Below are 17,841 nucleotides of genomic sequence, written 5' to 3' on the forward strand. Positions count from 1 at the left end.
GTTTCCTCGTCGCGCCTTCTCGGGCAGTGCTTGGCCGCTCCGCCTTTGGCCGCCATTCAAGCAGGCCTGCCCGTTGGCTGCAACTCGGCCAAGGGCGCTGTCATATGCTAGAAAGGCCGAGCTCGGTTGCGAAGGAATAAGGGGTCAACGAATGAAAGAGCTCGTCGGCATTGCGGAACAGGTGGCAGCGAAGCTGATCCCGCGCAAACAGACCATTGCCGTGGCGGAATCCTCGACCGGCGGCCTGATCTCGGCCACCCTTCTCGCGGTGCCCGGCGCGTCCGCTTATTTCCTCGGCGGTGCCGTGGTCTACACCCGCGATGCCAGGCGCGTGCTGATGGATATTTCAGACGAAGGAATGAAGGGCTTTCGTTCCTCGTCGGAGCCCTACGCGCAACTGCTGGCCGAGCGGATGCGCGGCCGTTTCAACTGCGATTGGGGCCTGTCCGAGACCGGCGCGTCCGGTCCGACCGGCAATCGCTACGGCGATGCAGCGGGCCATAGCTGCATGGCGGTCGCCGGGCCCGCAGTTGAGGTGATGACGCTGGAGACGGGCAGCAACGACCGCTTGGCCAATATGCAGACCTTTGCGGCGACAGCGCTGAAATTGCTGCTGAAGAATCTGGAGCGGTGAGCTCGCGGCCTCCCGAATATCTGGCTGTCCCGGAGAAGGTGTGGTGTGACGCGCTCTTTACCGCGACACGTGCGCCGACACAGCCAGCCACGTCTCGCCTCTCTTCGCCCAGCAATCGGTATAGCGCCCGGTGGCCTGCTGGCCGTCCGCATTGGTGTAGCTCGTCGCCGCGTGGATGATGGCGAAATCGCTCATGATGCGGATGATGACGTCGTGCTCCCTGAGATTCCGGATCGCAATCGGCCGCGCCGTCTGCTTCAGGAAGGCCTCGCGATCGACCAGCGTCTTGTCGGGATTGGAGCAGTAGAACTCCCGCGCCAAAATTTCGTCGAAGCGCTTGACGTCGCAATTCTGCACGGAGGCGACATAGTCGCGGTTGAGCGCGGTGAGCTGTTCGAGGTCGTTGCTCATGAGATTTCCCTCAGTCATTGAACAAGGGCGGCGGCACGAACCCGCCGAATTCGCGTTCGATCAGCTCGGCGAGCTTCAGCGGCGTGCGGTCCTCGAGGAAGGGCCCGATGATTTGCACACCGACCGGCAGGCCGGCCTTCGATAGACCGAGCGGAACAGCCGTTGCCGGCAGGCCGGTCAGCGTGGCGATGCCGGGCCACGCAAGCTGGTCCGGATAGGCAAAGTCCTTGCCATCAATATTGATCCGGCGCTCTTCCTGCTCCGGCGAATGATCATGCGGATAGGCCGGGGTCGGCATGATCGGGCAGATCACCGCATCGAATGTCCTGAACAGGTGTCGCCATTGCGCGCGCAGGCCGGCCCGAGCGCCTTCGTCGAACACCCAGGCCTGATGTGTGCTGGTCATGCCGCGCAGCCGCTCGGCAGCAAGGCTCTTGTCCTCAGGCGAGAGCTGCGCTGCTCCGGCACGCGCGCCGGCGAGAATGTCCGGCGGAAGGAAGGCGCCGAGAAAACCCATCAGCATGCGCATGTAGAGGCGAGAGGCATCCGTGAAGTCGGGAAACAGCGGGCTTTCGCGCGTGATGCTCGCACCTGCGCGCGACAATTGGTCCGCCAGCTTCTCGATGGCGCCGCGAATGTCGGCATTCGCAGGCAGCAACGGATGGCTTTCGATCACCAGCACGCGAAAATCCTTCAGCGCGCGGTGTCGCGCCTCCGGCAGCGCGAGCTTGTATCCTACGCCCAGGTCCAGAGGATCGGGGCCTGAAATCACGTCCAGGAGCAGGGGCAGATCGACTGCGCTGCGCGCCATCGGACCGATCACCGCCATATCGCGCTCCATCGGGATGGCAGGAAATGGCGGCGGCGTATGGCCGCGTGTTGGACAGAGATTGTAGGTCGGCTTGTGCGCATAGACCCCGCAATGGAAGGCGGGCACGCGCAACGAGCCGCCGATGTCCGACCCTAGCGAGAGTGGTCCGTAGCCTGCCGCGAGCGCCGCAGACGAGCCGCCCGACGAGCCACCCGGCGTGCGGCCGAGATCGAACGGATTGTTGGTCGTGCCGTAGATCTCGTTGTAGCTCTGCCAATCCGCCAAACCCACGGGCACGTTGGTCTTGCCGAGGATGACGCCACCGGCACCCCTCACCCGGGCGATCGACAGCGCGTCCTCCGCCGGCTTGAAGTCTTTCTGCGGCGTCCAGCCCCAGGTCGTGGGCAGGCCGGCGACGTTGTAGGATTCCTTCACCGTGATGGGGAGGCCGAGCAGCGGCTTCCGCTCGCCGCGCGCCAACGCGGCGTCCGCCTCGCGTGCGGCGTCGAGCGCGCGGTCGAAATCCCGGACGCAGATCGCGTTGACCTTGCCGTCGTGCCGTTCGATTCGGTCGATCGCATCCTGCGTGAGCTCGACCGCTGAGACCTTCTTCGCGGTCAACGCGGCCGACAGCGCGACTGCGCTCTTGAAGCTCCATTCGGATTTCGCCATGGCGCATCTCCTGTTCTTATTGTCGAACGATGATGCGCAGTTTGGCCGAATCCTGCAACCGCCGTTTGATCGCGATTGACATGTGAGCGAGACGGAACGCAGTGAGCCAAGCACCCACTCGCAGTCATCGCCCGGCTTGACCGGGCGATCCAGTATTCCACCGGCGCCGATCGGACACGGAGAGGTCGCGGCGTACTGGATGCTGCGCCCTCGCGGGGCATGACACCGAGTGAGGCTGTTACGCCGCTCCGATCAATATCCCCACGGCGAGCACGATCGCGCCACCAAGCACGATCTGGAATACGGCCTGGAGGAACGGCGTGTCCATGTAGCGCGCGCGGATAAAGGCGATCGCCCACAATTCGAAGAACACGACGATTCCGGCGATTCCGGTCGCGATCCAGAAGGCGTTGGCCCAGCTATCGGGCACGAGATACGGCAAGGTGTGTCCAAGCCCGCCGAGCGTCGTCATCAAGCCGCAGGTGAGACCGCGCAGCCAGGGCGAACCGCGACCGGTCAGCGAGCCGTCGTCGGACAGCGCCTCCGCAAAACCCATGCTGATGCCGGCACCGATCGAGGCGGCGAGGCCGACCAGAAAGGTTTGCCAATTCTGATGCGTCGCGAAGGCAGCCGCAAACAGCGGCGCCAGCGTCGAGACGGAGCCGTCCATCAGGCCGGCGAGACCCGGCTGCACATATTGCAGCACGAACATGCGCCGGTTGGTGCGGTCTTCCTCGGCGCGCACGTCGGAGCTCAGGATCTGGTCCGTCAGCTTTGCGGCCACCTCTTCGTGGCCTTTCTCGGCTTCGGCCAGATCGCCGAGCAGGCGGCGCACGCCGACATCCTGCGCCTGTTCGGCGGCCTTCACGTAAAAGCGCTCAGCCTGCAATTCCATTGTCTCGACTTCCCTGCGGACGGTGTCGAGCGGCAGGTTTTTCGTGAGCCAGACCGGACGGCGGCGCAGAAAGCCTTTGACGTCCTCGCGGCGGATCGGGGGCAAATGCGGACCGAAGCGCTGCTCGTAGATTTCCAGCAGCATGTGACGATGGCCGCGCTCTTCCTCGGCCATCTGCTCGAAGATCTTGGCGGAGTCCGGATAGCGCTCCTTCAAGTCTTCGGCGAAGCTCATATAGATGCGGCTGTCCTCCTCCTCGGAGGAGATCGCGACCGCAAGCACCTCGCGCTCGGTCAGATCGGCAAAATTCTTCACGGCGGCCCCGTCTCATTAGTTTAGAATAATTCTAAACTATATAAGGCGGCGGGGTTCCAGGGTCAAATCACGCCGCGGCTCCTCGCCAGGAAATCGAGCAGTAGCCGACTTACCTCGGCCGGCTGCTCCTGCTGCACCCAGTGACCGGCGCCATCGACAAGGTGGCAGCCGAGCAGCTTCGTGCAGGCCCGCGCCTGCATGGCCTCGAACACCCCCGGACGCTGATAAGTGCCCCAATCCTGCTTGCCCGAGATGAAGCAGGAGGGGACATCGATGGTGCGGCCGGCGAGCAATTGGAGCTGGCTGTTGAATGCGCCCGATGTGCCGCAGCGGTACCATTGCAGGCCGCCCTGGAATCCGGTGCGGCCATATTCGGCGCTGTAGTAGGCGAGCTCGCGGTCGGGCAGCCATTGGTTGGCGGCGATCGCGGCCGGCGAGGGCATCTCTTTCGCGACCGTCTCGGCCATGGTCTCGTTCAGGTCCATCACATAATAGGTCGGCAGCTTCGCCAGCTCGTTTGCCGACCAGGATTTCAGCGGACATGGCTTGTTGTCGGTCCAGTCCGCACTCTTGTGATGATAGTAGGCGCGCAGGAAATCATGCACGCCTTGCGGCGCGCGGTGGATGTCCGCGTTGGCCGGGCGTGTGGCATAGTACCACTGATAATGCTTGCGCGGACGCGGCAAGGCGGCGAGCTCGCGATGCACGGGGTCTTCAGCCGGTGCCTTTGCGGGCGCGTCGATCGTGTTGAACGGCAGCGGCGGCGCTCCGCCGAACGGTGCGCTCATCATCGCCACCGAACGAAACACGTCGGGCCGCATCAGCGCGCACCAGGCCGCGACCGGGCTGCCGAAATCATGTCCGACCACATCGACCTGCCTGTAGCCGAACGCCGACACCAGCCCGAGCGCATCCCGCACCAGGTTGAAGAGCGAAAAGGGCGCGAGGTCGCCGTCGTAATCCGCGCTCCATCCCGTCGTCCGGCCATAACCGCGCTGGTCCGGCGCGATCACGTGGTAGCCGGCCGAGCGGAGCGCCGGCATCACCTTGCGCCAGGAGAAGGCGAGCTCCGGAAAGCCGTGCAGCAGCAGGATGCAGGGCCGCCCCTTGGTCTCGAAGCCGGCCTCCAGCACATGGATGCGCAGGCCGTTGATGTCGTCGACATAGCGTGAGCGGATGCCAGCGGGGAGGGGGATGTCGGGGAGCGCTGTCATCGTGTCTCTCCACTTGGGTGGAATCTACGGGATCTCGCTACACCGCCGCGCAAACGAACCCGCTGCCCTTGCGCCGGATCTTCCCCACCGACGGCGAGGGGAAATGCGCGGTGCAGCACAGCGTGTCGGTGTCGCAATAGCGTTCCAGGAAGCTGCGGCGCGTCGTTGCCGCCTTGGCCTGATCGAGGTCGAACTTGACCGACAGCTCCGGATAGAGCGTCTGGATGGGCGAGTGCATGAGGTCGCCGGAGAACACGGCATCGTCCTTGCCGTGGCCCATCGTGATGGCGATGTGGCCCGGTGTGTGGCCCGGCGTCGGCAGGATGCGGACGTGATCGCCGATCTGGTGATCGTTGCCGACAAGCTCGTGGCGTTTGGCTTCGACCACCGGCAGTACGCTGTCGGCGAAGGGCGGCACCTCCGCCTTCGCGTTCTGCTCGGTCCAGTGATCGAATTCCTGCTGGGCGAAGACGTAGCGCGCCTTGGGGAAGGTCGGCACCCAGCGGCCGTTCTCCAGCCGCGTGTTCCAGCCGACATGATCGACATGCAGATGCGTGCACATCACGAAATTGATGTCGTCGACGGAGAAACCTGCGGCGGCGAGACCGCGCATATAGGCATCATCAGTCTTCATATTCCATTTCGGCCGCGGCCGCGGCTTGTCGTTGCCGATGCAGCTGTCGACCAAAATGGTGTGATGCGGCGTCTTGATCACATAGGACTGGAAACACAGGATCAGCGTATCCTGGTCGTCGATCGCCTTGGTTTCTCGCATCCACGCGCGGTTCTCGGCCAGCACCTCCGGCGTCAGACCAGGGATGAGCTCCAGTGCCGGGAGGAACGTCGTCTCCTGCTCGATGATCCGATGGATGGTGAGATCGCCGACCGAGTATTTCAGGCTCATAAGAACTCCTGCGCTTTACGCGGCCGGCGGCACCGAGATCTTCACGGAGGGCCGCTCGAGCATCTTTTGGTGGAAGGCGTCGAGCTTCGGATAGGCCTTGCGCCAGCCGCAATCGGCGAAGCGGAAGTCGGCATAGCCGAGCACGCAAACGAGGCCGATCTGCGAGATATCGAACGGGCCGTTGAGCACTTCAGGCATGTTCTCGAAGCGAGCCATGCCGGTCCAGGCCCGATTCCAATGGTCGTCCGACCAAGCCTGCCATTGCAGGCCCTGCGGCCGCACCATCTTCTCGTAGCGGCACAGCAGCATGGAATCGAGCATGCCGTTGATCAGGGAATGATTGGTCTTGGCCTTCCAGCGCCGCGGACCGTAGTCGGGGATCAGGCTGCCGCCGGCCATCTCGTTGAGGTATTCGACGATGACGTAAGAGTCCAGGATGACATCGCCGTCATTGGTGATCAGCACCGGCAGCTTCTTCAGCGGCGTGATGCGCGAATAGTCCTCGTTGGCCGTGCCGGGCGCGACGGCTGCCGGCGTGAACTCGATCTTGTCGATCAGCCCGAGCTCGATCGCGGCGATGCGCACCTTGCGGGCAAAGGGCGAGGCGGGGGAGAAGGTGAGCTTCATGGGACAATTCCCTGCGATCGGTCTTGAGCAAACGGTATCTCCTCCGTCATGGCCGGGCTTGACCCGGCCATCCGCGCGCTTCCGCGTGGTTAGACTGTGAGACGTGGATGCCCGGGATAAGCCCGGGCATGACGACGAGTGTTGCGCTGGCCGCGGCTTACGCCGCGACGATCTCCTGGCGCTGCTCGCCGAGGCCCTCGATGCCGAGCGTGATGACGTCGCCGACATTGAGGAAGGTCGGCGGCTTCATGCCGAGGCCGACGCCGGGCGGGGTGCCTGTCGTGATGATGTCGCCCGGCAGCAGCGTCATGAACTGCGAGACATAGGAGATGCACTTGGCCATCGAGAAGATCATGGTCTTGGTCGAGCCGGTCTGACGGCGCTGACCGTTGACGTCGAGCCACATCGGCAGGTTCTGCACGTCCTTGATCTCGTCCTTGGTGGCGAGCCAGGGGCCGAGCGGGCCGAACGTGTCGTGCGACTTGCCCTTGGTCCACTGACCCAGGCGCTCGATCTGGAAGGCGCGCTCGGAGACGTCGTTGCAGACGCAGTAGCCGGCGACGTGGTTGAGCGCGTCGGCTTCCGAGACGTATTTTGCGCGCGTGCCGATGATCGCGGCGATCTCGACCTCCCAGTCGAGCTTGGTCGAGCCGCGCGGCTTCTCGACGGCGTCGTTCGGGCCGGACAGCGAGGTGTTGGCCTTCATGAAAATGATCGGCTCGCTCGGGATCTCCGCGCCGGTCTCCTTGGCGTGGTCGCTGTAGTTGAGGCCGATCGCCACGAATTTCGACATGCCGGTGACGGGGGCGCCGAACCGCGGCTTGCCGGAGACGGCGGGCAGCGAGGCGGGATCGAGCGCCGCCAGCTTCTTCAGGCTCTCGGGCGAATAGGCCTCGCCGGTCAGGTCCTTCACATGCGCCGACAGGTCGCGCAACTGGCCGGATTTGTCGATCAGGCCGGGCTTTTCCGCACCCTTCTCGCCATAACGAACAAGCTTCATTCTCGTTTCTCCCTGGAATGGACCGATCGGTTGAACAGCTTCATGGAACAGGGCGGCGGGAAATTCAACCGCTCAAAGAGGGGCGCATTGCAGCCCTCTTGATTCGGGAGGTTCGTCCGGGGCACGAGACTAGGCCAGCGCCTCGAACCTGAATGCGTCCCCGTCCCGCCTGATGTGCCCGGCCGAAAAATGCCCGCCGATCACCAGCGTCGGGGTGTCGGCAAACCGGCCGAACAATTCGCGCCGCGTCGCGGCAGATTGGCTCTGATCGGAATCCGCGGTTGAGGACCAGCCGGGATGCGCCATCTGGCAAGGATGATGGGCGACGTCGCCCGTCAGCAATCCTTGCTCGCCGTCCGACCGGATCAGAATGCTCATATGCCCGGGGCTGTGACCGGGGGTCGGGATCATGCTGATCTCGTCGCTGAGCCGGTGGTCGCTCGCGACCAACTCGGCCCGGTCGGCATCGACGATCGGCTTCACGGAATCGCCAAATACGGCTTGCTTGTCCGGCTCGGTGGAATGGTCGCGCCAATGCTCATACTCGGTCTTGCCGAAGACATAGCGCGCGTTGGGGAAGGTCGGCACCCATTTGCCGTCGACCAGCTTCGTGTTCCAGCCGACATGATCGACGTGAAGGTGCGTGCACAGCACAGTATCGATACTCTCCGGCGGAAAGCCCGCCGCAATCATCGTCTCCAGGAACGGCGTGGTGCGATCGTTCCAGGTCGGGACGTTGCGGCCCTGCTTGTCGTTGCCAAGCCCGGTATCGACCACGATGCGGCGCGTCGGCGTCTCCACCACCAGCGAATGGATCGACATTTTCAGCCAGCCCTCTTCGGTGGCGAAATGCGGGATCAGCCAAGGCAGCTTCTGGATTTCCGCATTGCTCGCCAAGGGCAGAATGAAGCGGGTCGAGCCGACCGTCTCCAATTCCACGACCTCAGTGATTTTGACCCTGCCGACCTTCCACTGCATCCGGCGCATCCTCATGTTCTTGCTTTGGCGGGGAACATGCGCAGTTTCGCCGTCAGGCGCAATGGATCATCTGACGCGGTGCGGCGTTATCGCGGGAACCCAGGAAAAGACAAAGGGCCAGCCATGCCAGAGCTTGCGATTTCCGCGGAGAAGGTCGCCTTCATCATCGAAAAGGCGCGTGAATTCGACGTCAAGCAGGCGGATTCCGATCCGGATTCCGGCTCGAATGCGACGGATGACGATTCGGTCGACGTCCTCGAGGATGACGGCTCCGATCCGGTGGTCAACGAACTCGGAAGTTTCATCGTGGCCATGAACGAGGACGAGCAGATCGATCTCGTCACGCTGACCTGGCTCGGTCGCGGCGACGGCACAATCGACGATTGGGACGATTTGCGTGCACGCGCCGTGGAGGCGCGCGCCGAGTATCGCAGTCCCCGGCGCGAGACGGCGCATTATCTGCTCGGCGAACCGATGCTGGGCGATCTGCTCGCCGACGGGCTCGATGAATTCGGCGTCGACTGGACCGAAGGAAACCCAGTCGCCGATTCATCCAGTCCGAGCCAGCGGGACGAAGACGAGATCACCAAGCAGCGGTGATCCCGGCCGATATCAGCGCGCGCAGTCAACGACCACGGTGCCGAGCTTGTCGCCTTTCTCGACGGCGACATGGGCTTGCGCCGTCTCCGACAACGCAAACTGCGCCGCGACATTGTGGATTCGCGGGCCCGCTGCCAGCCATTTCGAGATGTCGGCTTGCGCCGCCGCAAGCAGCGCCGGCGGCAGCGCGAACAAGACGAGCGAGCGGAGCGTGATACACTTCTCCATCAGCTCGCGCATCGGTACGGTCGGCGTGCGGTTGCCGTTCGTGGCGTAGACCGCGATTGTCGAATTCATGGCCATCAACTTCAGGGTCGTCGCGATGTTGCCGCCGAAATCGACATCGACCAATTGGTCGACCCCGCGTCCGCCGGTGAAGGCCATCGCCTTGGCAACGACATCTTCGTCCCTGTAATTGACGACGAGATCGGCACCAGCTTGTCGCGCCTGCTCGCCTTTCATCGCCGAGCTGACGGTCGCGATCACCTGCGCGCCGCCCCATTTCGCGAGTTGCACGGCGTAATGCCCGACCGCACCCGCGCCGCCGGTGACCAGCACCGACTTGCCGACGATCGGTCCGTCCGCAAACAGGGAGCACCACGCCGTCATTGCGGGAATGCCCAGCGTCGCGCCTTCCGCAAAAGAGAGATTGTCCGGCAGCGGCGTCACCAGATGCTCGGCAAGCGCGATATGTTCGGCTGCGGTGCCAAAGGCGCGGCCGTTGCGCTGGCCGTTGAACAGCCAGACCCTGTCGCCGATCTTGAACCGCGTCGCGCCATCGCCGATCTGGTCGATAAAGCCCGCGCCATCGCTGTTCGGAATGACGCGCGAAAATTCCTTCGCGCGATAGCTGCCCCCGCGCCGGCCGACATCGGCCGGATTGACGCCGGAGGCTTCCAGGCGAATACGAACTTCGCCTGGGCCTGCGACCGGCGTCGCCATCTCACCATAAGTGAGGACGTCCGCCGCCGGTCCTGTCTCCTCGTACCAGACCGCCCTCACAGCGTTCCCGGGAAGGCACCGCCATCGAGCAGAAGGTTCTGCCCGGTGATGAAGCCGGCCCTGCTGCCGCACAGGAAGGCGCAGGCGTAGCCGAACTCGTCGGGATCGCCGAAGCGGCCTGCGGGATTGAGCTTGGCGCGCTCGGCCAGAACCTGGTCCGGCGTGATGCCGCGCTTCTCGGATTCCCCCTTCGCGGTGCTGCGCAGGCGATCGGTCTCGAACGGGCCCGGCAGCAGGCCGTTGATGGTGACGTTGTTGATCACGGTCTTGCGCGACAGGCCGGCGATGAAGCCGGTGAGGCCGGCGCGCGCGCCGTTGGAGAGACCGAGAATGTCGATCGGCGCCTTCACCGCGGCCGAGGTGATGTTGACGATGCGGCCGAACTTGCGCGCCATCATGCCGTCGACCGTCGACTTGATCAGCTCGATCGGGGTCAGCATGTTGGCGTCGATCGCCTTGATCCAGTCGTCGCGGGTCCAGTTGCGGAAATCGCCGGGCGGCGGTCCGCCGGCATTGTTGATCAGGATGTCAGGCTCCGGGCAGGCCTTGAGCACGGCTTCGCGGCCCGCCGGCGTCGTGATGTCGCCGACGATCTCGGTAACCGTCACATCAGGATAGGCCTTGCGGATGTCGTCGGCCGTCTTCTTCAGGGCCTCGGCGCCGCGCGCGGTCAGCGTGACGTGTACGCCGGCCTCGGCCAGCGAGATGGCGCAGGCGCGTCCGAGGCCTTTGCTGGATGCGCAGACGATGGCGCGGCGGCCTTTGATCCCAAGATCCACAGTTTCACTCCCGTAATGTCAGGTAGGTTTTTAGAGCCGCTATTCTAGCCAACCTTGGCGCCGCTGATAAGGGACGGGCTCGCATCAAAATGCATGCGCACTTGCGCGGCGATGCAAATGTGCGGGCATGATCCCGAGACAATGAGCTAGATGCGCCGCTCCTGCTTGAGGCGGTCGATGGCGGAGGCCGCCTCCGGCGGCAGCGACTTGAAACCCATCTGCCCGACCGTCGAGAACAGCGGCCGCAGGTGCGAACCGGCTAGGAACGGCGGCTGGCGGTTGGCTGGCACGATCTGGTCGAACACCAGCACCAAGGTGGTGGCGACGAGGCCAACCCTGATCGCGCCGAGGGCGGCGCCGCCGAGCCGGTCGCCGATGCCGGCCTGCCGTATCGTGTCGCTCAGGGCCAGCCGGCCGAGATGTCCAAACAGCATGCCGACCACCACGAAGATGCCGAAGAACCAGATCCAGTTCTGCAGCAGCGGCGCATTCGGATTGCCCGCGACCTGCGGGACGATCAGCGGCATCAGCGCGACGGCGATGGGGGCGGCGAGGAGATAGGCGAGGATCGTCATGGCGCTGCCGAGCAGGCCGGTCCTGAAACCGAAGCCGATCGCGATTGCGAACGCCGCATAGACGGCGAGATCGAAACTGTTCATGCGCGGGAGCCTGCCATGGAACGAGTGAACGCAGAACCGATCATTCCGGTTTCAGATCGTTAAAATCGTCTGTATTGATGGCGGCAAAGCCCAAGGAAAGCGTCATGTCAGACCTATTCGATGTCAGTCAGGAAACCATCCTCGTCACAGGTGCGAGCCAGGGGCTGGGGCGGCAATTTGCCCGGGTGTTGGCGGCGCACGGCGCGGCCGTCGCGCTCGCGGCTCGGCAGACCGACAAGCTGAAGAGCCTGGAAGAGGAGATCCGCGGCAAGGGCGGCCGTGCCGCCGCCGTCGCGCTCGACGTCACCGACACCGCATCGATCGCCAGGGCCGTCGATGCCGCGGAAGCCGCACTCGGCCCGGTCACAGTGCTGATCAACAATGCCGGCATCGCCATCGAAAAGCTCGCGACCGAGCAGACCGAGGCCGATTGGGACGCGGTGATCGGCGCCAATCTCAAGGGCGCCTATTTTCTCGCGACGGAGATCGCGCGCCGGATGATCGCGCGCAAGCAGGACGGCAACATCGTCAACATCGCGTCCGTGCTCGGCACCGGCGTGCTGAAGGCGGTGTCGCCTTACGCGATCTCCAAGGCCGGCATCATCCAGGCAACCAAAGCGATGGCGCTGGAGCTCGCAGGGCAGAACATCCGCATCAACGCGCTCGCGCCCGGCTACATCGACACCGAGATGAACCATGCGTTCTGGTCGACGCCGTCAGGCGAGCGCCTGACCAAGCGCATTCCCCAGCGCCGCATCGGCGCCGAGTCCGATCTCGACGGCGCGATCCTGCTGCTGGCCTCGAAGGCCTCGCGGTACATGACGGGCAGCGTGGTGACGGTTGACGGCGGGTTCTTGTTGAATTGAGCACACCGCTGTCGTCCCGGCGAAGGCCGGGACCCATAACCACAGGGGTGGGTTTGGCGAAGACTCGTAGTTGCCAATCTCGTGCCACGACTACTCCCGGGGCTAATGGGTCCCGGCCTTCGCCGGGACGACGATGGAGCGAGAGTGTGCTTCAATTCGCGCGCATCTCCGCCCTGATCATATCGGCCGCCTTCTCCCCGATCATGATGATCGGCGCATTGGTGTTGCCGCCGATCAGCGTCGGCATGATCGAGGCGTCGACGACGCGCAGGCCCTCGACGCCGTGTACCTTCAGCGCCGGATCGACCACGGCCATCGCGTCGGTGCCCATCTTGCAGGTGCCGACGGGGTGATAGACTGTGTCGACACGCGCGCGCAGGATGGTGCGGATATCGTCGTCCGTTCTCACATCGGACGTGAACATGTCCTTCTTCTGCAACGCGCGCATCGCGGGCGTCTCCATCAGCCGCCGCGTGGTCTTGAAGCCCGCGACCATCGTCTCGAGATCCTCCGCCTCGCCCAAGAAATTCGGATCGATCATCGGTGCTGCCAGCGGATCGGCGCTTTTCAGCCAGACGCTGCCACGGCTCTTCGGTCGCAACAGGCAGACATGGCATGAGAAGCCCGCCTCCTTGTGCTTCTTGCGGCCGTGGTCGTCGAGCATCGCGATGATGAAGTGCAGCTGGATGTCGGGCACATCGAGATCGGCCCGGGTCTTCAGGAAGCCGCCACACTCGGCGAAGTTGGTGGTCATCAGTCCGCGCCGCTCCCGGCGGTACCGCTGGATGGCGCGGAGCAGGGATGGCAGCCGGCCGATCGAGGAATGGACGAAGTGCGGGTAGTCGGAGGCGTAGACGAACACGAAATCCGGATGATCCTGCAGATTGCGTCCGACGCCCGGCAAATGACGCACGACGCCGATCCCGTGCCCGGCAAGCGCCTCGCCGTCGCCTATGCCCGACAGCATCAGCAATTGCGGTGACTGGAAGGCGCCGGAGGCGAGGATCACCTCGCGGCGGGCGCGCAGCTGCTTTGTCTGCTTGCCCTGGACATATTCGATGCCGACCGCGCGCCCACCTTCGAACAGGATGCGCGTGGCATGCGCCTGCGTCTCGACACGCAGATTCGCGCGCTTGCCCATGTGCGGATTCACATAGGCGCGCGCCGCGCTCCAGCGCTCGCCATTATGCTGCGTCACCTGGTAGCTGCCGAGCCCTTCGTGGTCCTCCGCATTGAAGTCCTCGCGGATGCGAAACTGCGCCTCGCGGGCGGCCTGATGGAAGATGTCGTGGATCGGATTGTCCGCGCGCAGCCTGTTGACATGCAGCGGGCCGCCCTTGCCATGATACGCGCCGTCAAAATCAGCGTTGTTCTCCGAGCGCTTGAAATAGGGCAGCACGTCCGCGTACGACCAGCCGGCATTGCCGAGCGAGGCCCAGTGGTCGTAGTCCCATTTGTTGCCGCGGATATAGACCATGGCATTGATCGCCGAGGACCCGCCGAGCCCCTTGCCGCGCGGTTGATAGCCGATACGGCCGTTCAATCCCTTCTGCGGCACAGTATCGAAGCCCCAGTTCGCTGCCTTGTATGGCAAAGCGAGCCCGAACGGCGTGGTGATCCGCCAATTGTCGTTCCGTCCGCCGGCATCGAGCAGCGCCACGGATGTCCCCGCATCCTCCGACAGCCGCCCCGCCACCGCGCAGCCGCCGGAGCCCGCGCCCACGACGACGAAATCGAATGTGTCCGTCACTGATGTTTCCCCCGTTATCGTCATTCCGGGCGATGCGGAGCATCGAACCCGGAATCTCGAGATTCCGGGTTCGCTTCGCGCCCCGGAACGACCGCCCCTACGACATGAACCGCATCAACTTCTCCAGCCGCGCGATCTTGCCGCCGTAGGGCGGATAGAGGTCGGCGAGGCGGTTGAATTTCGAGCGATAGAACACCGGCTTCAACTTGCTGAACGTGCGAAAGCCCCATTCGCCGTGATAGGCGCCGCTGCCGGATGCGCCGACGCCGCCCATCGGCTGGTGGATTTGCGCGAAGTGAAACAGGCAGTCGTTGATGGTGACGCCGCCGGAGACGGTGCGCGCCAGCACCTCGTCGCGCGCAATGCGGTCCTTGCCGAACCAGTACAGCGCCAGCGGCCGGTCGCGGGCGTTGACGAAGGCGATGGCGTCGGCCGGTTCGCGATAGCCGAGCACCGGCAGCACCGGTCCAAAAATCTCCTCCTGCATGGCCGCCATGTCTGCGGTCGCGCCTGCGATCAGCGTCGGCGGGAATTTGCGGTGCGCCTTCCAGTTCGGATCGTCCGGCTTCGCCGGCTGCAGGATCTTTGCGCCGCGACTTGCCGCATCCGCGACGAGATTTTCCAGCCGGGCATAGTGCCGGTCGGAGATCACGGAGGTGTAGTCCTTGTTGGAGGGGTCGGTGCCGAACATGCGTCGCATCTGCGCGCGGACTTTTTCGGCAAAGGCCTGCAACGCGCGCTCGGGCACCAGCACATAGTCCGGCGCGATGCAGGTCTGCCCGGCATTGAGCAGCTTGCCGTAGGCGATGCGTTCGGCGGCCTCTTCGAGGTCGGCCGAGGCGTCGATGATAACAGGCGACTTGCCGCCGAGCTCGAGCGTGACCGGCGTCAGATTGCGCCCCGCGGCCTCCGCCACCAGCCGCCCGACCCGGGTCGAGCCGGTGAACACCAGATGATCGAACGGCAAGCTCGCGAAGGCCTTTGCGATCTCGTCTTCGACGCCGGTGACGAGCACTTCCGCAGCATCGAACCGCTCGGCGACCGTCTCCTTCAGCAGCGCTGAGAAATGCGGCACGAGCTCGCTCGGCTTGATGATGACGCGGTTGCCGGCGGCGAGCGCGCCGATGGCGGGCGCGAGCGTCAGCTGCAGCGGATAATTCCAGGGCGCGATGATGCCGACGACGCCGAGCGGCTGCGGCATCAGCCGGTTGCGCGCGGGCAGGAATTGCAGCGTCGTCGAAACGCGCTGCGGCGCCATCCAGCTCTTGAGGTGCTTGGTGGCATGGCGGATCTCGGAGAACACCATCATGGTCTCGGCGATATTGGTCTCGACCGCGCAGCGGTGGCCGAAATCTGCCGAGATCGCCTGCCGGAAGCGCTCCTCGTTGTCGGCGACGACAGTGCGCAGCCGCGCCAGCCGGTCGAGCCGCCCGGCGAGGCCAGGCGCCGGCTCGGCCCGCGACCGCGCAATCATGGCACGGAAGGTTTCCTCAACGGCCCGAAGCGGGGCGCTCGGCGGGGGGCGGTCCGAGGGACGGTCCAAGGCGTGGTCCATGGCGTTCTCCCTCTTTAAGTGGCGTTTCCGCCTGGTTTTGTGGCCGCAAGCTGGCCCCTTGTGGAACTTCTGGCAAGGGCGGGCCGAACAGGCCGTAACTTCGTCCACCGCGCTGTCATAAAGTCGAAAAAAACGTCCGCGCAGCCCTTTCCAAAGCCACCCCGGGTTGGTACATACCGCCCGCACCCAACGGGCTTTGCCCGGGGTTGCCTTCCAAGGAAGCCTTCGGGACGGACGAAGCAAGCCACGCGAACAGCGCCGGCCCTTCATTCACCGTCCCCGGCACTTTCACGAAGGCAAAGCAACGGTTAACGCGGGGTGGAGCAGCCCGGTAGCTCGTCAGGCTCATAACCTGAAGGTCATAGGTTCAAATCCTATCCCCGCAACCAAGTTCGGACCTTACCGGTCCCGATCCGAAAATGGCCCGCGTTGAGCGGGCCATTTTTGTTTCTGGTGTCCTCAAAACTCTTTAATCGCCTTCCCGTCCGCCCCGACCAGCATCGACGGCGCTTCCCCGAACACCAGGCCCTCGGGCTGAAACTTGATCGTCTTGCCGCCCTCGACGAACTCGGCAAAATTTCGTGGCGTCGCCGAGTGCACGCCGTTGGTGAGGAAATCGCCGATCTCGTAGCAGGTGTCGGGCTTGCCGCCGGAGCCTTCGCCCAAGAATTTCTGGAAATTCTGGCTCGTCACCTTGGCCTTCTTGCGGGCCGACCAGTTGGCGTAGCGGCGGTAGAGCTTTGGCAGCATCACCGGGCCCTTGTCGGTCGCGAGCACGCCGGTCTCGTTTGTCTTGGGCTCGCGCAGGTCGAAGTCGAAGGCGCCAATCGTCCTGGCGAGGTGCTTCCAGACTGGCAGCTTTTTCGCGCGCGCGGTCTTGGCGAGCGCGAGGAAGGCGCGGATCTCGTCATCATTCATCGAGGAGTAGAACGTCGGATAGGCAAAGCCCTGCTCGACCAGCCAATGGTTGACGTCGACCTTGTGGCCGCGGACCGTCACCTCGATGTCGCCGACCAGCCGTCCATACGTGTCGAACACCTCGTTCGGGGCATCGACATGCGTGAACACCCGGCAGGTGAGCGTCGGCTCGGCGCTACTGCCGAGAAAATCATGCAGCGCCTTGCTCGTCGTCGCGCCGAGAAACTGCCGGTAGGGATGCGTGAGCTCGTGATAGGCCTGTCGCCTGGCGTCGGTCAGCCCCGTCTTCTCCGCGGGCGAGAGCGGTGAGGGCTGGTAATGCAGCTCCGGCGCGTCAATGCCCTGGAGGCGAATGGTAAGCTTGCCATTCTTGATCGCCGCCGTGTTGGTGCGGCCCTTGACCTTGGCGTTGTCGAACACATGGGTCGGCTGGAACGGCGCGGTATCGTTCTTGCGAAAGCGGATCGCGTCCGGCGCGACATTCACCACGACCTTTGTGGTGTCGGCGTCCGACCGCCCCTCCGGCCAGAACTGGCCGACATCAATGGTGCCTTCGACCTCCAGCAGTCCAACGGGCATCGGCCGCTCCTCTCATGGTTCAGAAGGCAGCGAATCATCTTCGCACGACAAGCCCATGACGGACGATGCGACAGGCACGACACGCCGGAGGTTCTAACCCGCACGCTTGTAGCGCCCGGGCGGAGATGATCTTCTGAATGAAGCAGAATGTGTCCGAAGCTCAGGATCTGTGCGGGCAGACCATCGTCAGATTGAGCAGCGTCGGCTTGTCCCAACCCTTCTTGTAGTCCCACTCCAGCCGGATCTCGTGCCGGTGCGCGAAAGCGTCGCTGGCCTCGTGGGTGATGATCTTCGTCTTCATCGGAATCGGCGGCTCGGAATTGAAGCATTTCCGGACGCAGGCATCGAGCAGATCGCATCGTGTCAGCGGAATGACGCCCGGCTCATCTCTGGACAGGGGGACTGTGTTCGGCTGGGTGCTGAGGTCGACGCGGGCCCGGCCCTTTTCCTTGTGCCAGTACTTGGCGCTGCCCTGCGGCCAGTTTGATGCCGGGTTCAAAATCAGGTGGTACTGGCCGTATTCCAAGGTCGGCAGGTCGATGTCCTCGGACTCCTTGAGCTTCGCGACGCTCTTCTTCATGTTCGCCAAAGGATAGTAATTGCTATTCATCAAGTCTCGAAATGCCTTGCCGCTATATACCAGTCCGGCCATCGCCTCTTTCCTTCATATGT

At 64.1% G+C, this 17,841-nt stretch carries 18 protein-coding genes and 1 tRNA gene; 4 read left to right on the forward strand and 15 right to left on the reverse strand.

The genetic code is table 11. From position 1 onward, the window contains the following. The first annotated feature begins 151 nt into the window (after positions 1–151). A complete protein-coding gene (locus tag ABIC03_RS21855) occupies positions 152–634 on the forward strand; it encodes a CinA family protein (protein WP_354060956.1) in 483 nt (160 codons plus the stop codon). A 57-nt stretch (positions 635–691) separates the two neighbouring features. On the opposite strand, the gene ABIC03_RS21860 is transcribed toward ABIC03_RS21855, so the two are convergent. The 8 genes from ABIC03_RS21860 to ABIC03_RS21895 form a co-directional block, all read right to left on the reverse strand. Continuing rightward, positions 692–1,045 (reverse strand): nuclear transport factor 2 family protein, encoded by a 354-nt coding sequence (locus tag ABIC03_RS21860; protein WP_354060958.1) that lies wholly within the window; start codon positions 1,043–1,045, stop codon positions 692–694. A 10-nt stretch (positions 1,046–1,055) separates the two neighbouring features. Beyond that, positions 1,056–2,528, reverse strand: a complete 1,473-nt coding sequence (locus ABIC03_RS21865; protein WP_354060960.1) for an amidase — start codon at positions 2,526–2,528, stop codon at positions 1,056–1,058. 238 nt (positions 2,529–2,766) lie between these two features. Next, positions 2,767–3,738, reverse strand: a complete 972-nt coding sequence (mbfA, locus tag ABIC03_RS21870; RefSeq protein WP_354060962.1) for an iron exporter MbfA — start codon at positions 3,736–3,738, stop codon at positions 2,767–2,769. Between the two features lie 62 nt (positions 3,739–3,800). Beyond that, on the reverse strand, positions 3,801–4,952 hold the full coding sequence (locus tag ABIC03_RS21875) for an alpha/beta hydrolase (RefSeq protein WP_354060964.1): 1,152 nt from the start codon (positions 4,950–4,952) through the stop codon (positions 3,801–3,803). A gap of 37 nt (positions 4,953–4,989) precedes the next feature. Next, positions 4,990–5,856: an MBL fold metallo-hydrolase gene (locus tag ABIC03_RS21880; protein ID WP_354060966.1), complete on the reverse strand. Its 867-nt coding sequence runs from the start codon at positions 5,854–5,856 to the stop codon at positions 4,990–4,992. Between the two features lie 15 nt (positions 5,857–5,871). After that, a complete protein-coding gene (locus ABIC03_RS21885) occupies positions 5,872–6,483 on the reverse strand; it encodes a glutathione S-transferase family protein (protein WP_354060968.1) in 612 nt (203 codons plus the stop codon). 157 nt (positions 6,484–6,640) lie between these two features. Beyond that, positions 6,641–7,483: a fumarylacetoacetate hydrolase family protein gene (locus ABIC03_RS21890; protein WP_007599594.1), complete on the reverse strand. Its 843-nt coding sequence runs from the start codon at positions 7,481–7,483 to the stop codon at positions 6,641–6,643. A gap of 129 nt (positions 7,484–7,612) precedes the next feature. Further along, positions 7,613–8,461, reverse strand: coding sequence for an MBL fold metallo-hydrolase (locus ABIC03_RS21895; protein ID WP_354060970.1), 849 nt, complete (start codon positions 8,459–8,461; stop codon positions 7,613–7,615). A gap of 123 nt (positions 8,462–8,584) precedes the next feature. Between ABIC03_RS21895 and ABIC03_RS21900 the strand changes: the two genes are divergently transcribed. Beyond that, the gene (locus tag ABIC03_RS21900; RefSeq protein WP_354060972.1) at positions 8,585–9,061 is read left to right on the forward strand and encodes a DUF3775 domain-containing protein; all 477 of its coding nucleotides are present in this window, start codon (positions 8,585–8,587) and stop codon (positions 9,059–9,061) included. A gap of 12 nt (positions 9,062–9,073) precedes the next feature. Here the strand turns inward: ABIC03_RS21900 and ABIC03_RS21905 are convergent, their stop codons facing one another. The 3 genes from ABIC03_RS21905 to ABIC03_RS21915 all read right to left on the reverse strand — a co-directional run bounded on the left by ABIC03_RS21905 (position 9,074) and on the right by ABIC03_RS21915 (position 11,501). Further along, positions 9,074–10,063, reverse strand: coding sequence for an NADPH:quinone reductase (locus tag ABIC03_RS21905; RefSeq protein WP_354060974.1), 990 nt, complete (start codon positions 10,061–10,063; stop codon positions 9,074–9,076). Further along, on the reverse strand, positions 10,060–10,842 hold the full coding sequence (locus ABIC03_RS21910) for an SDR family oxidoreductase (RefSeq protein WP_027570121.1): 783 nt from the start codon (positions 10,840–10,842) through the stop codon (positions 10,060–10,062). The genes ABIC03_RS21905 and ABIC03_RS21910 overlap by 4 nt, the downstream gene beginning before the upstream one ends. A 146-nt stretch (positions 10,843–10,988) precedes the next feature. Beyond that, positions 10,989–11,501, reverse strand: a complete 513-nt coding sequence (locus ABIC03_RS21915; protein WP_354060976.1) for a CvpA family protein — start codon at positions 11,499–11,501, stop codon at positions 10,989–10,991. 104 nt (positions 11,502–11,605) lie between these two features. Between ABIC03_RS21915 and ABIC03_RS21920 the strand changes: the two genes are divergently transcribed. Continuing rightward, positions 11,606–12,367 (forward strand): SDR family oxidoreductase, encoded by a 762-nt coding sequence (locus tag ABIC03_RS21920; RefSeq protein WP_354060978.1) that lies wholly within the window; start codon positions 11,606–11,608, stop codon positions 12,365–12,367. Positions 12,368–12,518: 151 nt separating this feature from the next. Here the strand turns inward: ABIC03_RS21920 and ABIC03_RS21925 are convergent, their stop codons facing one another. Both ABIC03_RS21925 and ABIC03_RS21930 read right to left on the reverse strand, forming a co-directional pair. Next, entirely contained in the window at positions 12,519–14,117 is a 1,599-nt protein-coding gene (locus tag ABIC03_RS21925; protein ID WP_354060980.1) for a GMC family oxidoreductase, read from the reverse strand. A gap of 97 nt (positions 14,118–14,214) precedes the next feature. Next, complete coding sequence (locus ABIC03_RS21930; protein ID WP_354060982.1) at positions 14,215–15,672, reverse strand: coniferyl aldehyde dehydrogenase; 1,458 nt, start codon at positions 15,670–15,672, stop codon at positions 14,215–14,217. Positions 15,673–15,984: 312 nt separating this feature from the next. On the opposite strand from ABIC03_RS21930, the gene ABIC03_RS21935 reads away from it, so the two are divergent. Beyond that, positions 15,985–16,061: transfer RNA gene (locus ABIC03_RS21935), tRNA-Met, on the forward strand. 70 nt (positions 16,062–16,131) lie between these two features. Here ABIC03_RS21935 and ABIC03_RS21940 read toward each other — a convergent pair. Further along, on the reverse strand, positions 16,132–17,169 hold the full coding sequence (locus ABIC03_RS21940) for a thermonuclease family protein (protein ID WP_275170834.1): 1,038 nt from the start codon (positions 17,167–17,169) through the stop codon (positions 16,132–16,134). Between the two features lie 160 nt (positions 17,170–17,329). Beyond that, positions 17,330–17,821, reverse strand: a complete 492-nt coding sequence (locus tag ABIC03_RS21945) for a hypothetical protein (RefSeq protein ID WP_354060985.1) — start codon at positions 17,819–17,821, stop codon at positions 17,330–17,332. Positions 17,822–17,841 lie beyond the last annotated feature (20 nt).

This window comes from Bradyrhizobium sp. RT6a (assembly GCF_040547675.1).
Lineage (GTDB): Bacteria > Pseudomonadota > Alphaproteobacteria > Rhizobiales > Xanthobacteraceae > Bradyrhizobium.

What these genes read in the sequence shown, in the direction of transcription:
- ABIC03_RS21855 (WP_354060956.1), top strand. Translation starts at nt 152, where the DNA reads ATGAAAGAGCTCGTCGGCATTGCGGAACAGGTGGCAGCGAAGCTGATC.
- ABIC03_RS21860 (WP_354060958.1), bottom strand. Translation starts at nt 1,045, where the DNA reads ATGAGCAACGACCTCGAACAGCTCACCGCGCTCAACCGCGACTATGTC.
- ABIC03_RS21865 (WP_354060960.1), bottom strand. Translation starts at nt 2,528, where the DNA reads ATGGCGAAATCCGAATGGAGCTTCAAGAGCGCAGTCGCGCTGTCGGCC.
- ABIC03_RS21875 (WP_354060964.1), bottom strand. Translation starts at nt 4,952, where the DNA reads ATGACAGCGCTCCCCGACATCCCCCTCCCCGCTGGCATCCGCTCACGC.
- ABIC03_RS21880 (WP_354060966.1), bottom strand. Translation starts at nt 5,856, where the DNA reads ATGAGCCTGAAATACTCGGTCGGCGATCTCACCATCCATCGGATCATC.
- ABIC03_RS21885 (WP_354060968.1), bottom strand. Translation starts at nt 6,483, where the DNA reads ATGAAGCTCACCTTCTCCCCCGCCTCGCCCTTTGCCCGCAAGGTGCGC.
- ABIC03_RS21890 (WP_007599594.1), bottom strand. Translation starts at nt 7,483, where the DNA reads ATGAAGCTTGTTCGTTATGGCGAGAAGGGTGCGGAAAAGCCCGGCCTG.
- ABIC03_RS21895 (WP_354060970.1), bottom strand. Translation starts at nt 8,461, where the DNA reads ATGCAGTGGAAGGTCGGCAGGGTCAAAATCACTGAGGTCGTGGAATTG.
- ABIC03_RS21900 (WP_354060972.1), top strand. Translation starts at nt 8,585, where the DNA reads ATGCCAGAGCTTGCGATTTCCGCGGAGAAGGTCGCCTTCATCATCGAA.
- ABIC03_RS21915 (WP_354060976.1), bottom strand. Translation starts at nt 11,501, where the DNA reads ATGAACAGTTTCGATCTCGCCGTCTATGCGGCGTTCGCAATCGCGATC.
- ABIC03_RS21920 (WP_354060978.1), top strand. Translation starts at nt 11,606, where the DNA reads ATGTCAGACCTATTCGATGTCAGTCAGGAAACCATCCTCGTCACAGGT.
- ABIC03_RS21930 (WP_354060982.1), bottom strand. Translation starts at nt 15,672, where the DNA reads ATGGACCACGCCTTGGACCGTCCCTCGGACCGCCCCCCGCCGAGCGCC.
- ABIC03_RS21940 (WP_275170834.1), bottom strand. Translation starts at nt 17,169, where the DNA reads ATGCCCGTTGGACTGCTGGAGGTCGAAGGCACCATTGATGTCGGCCAG.
- ABIC03_RS21945 (WP_354060985.1), bottom strand. Translation starts at nt 17,821, where the DNA reads ATGGCCGGACTGGTATATAGCGGCAAGGCATTTCGAGACTTGATGAAT.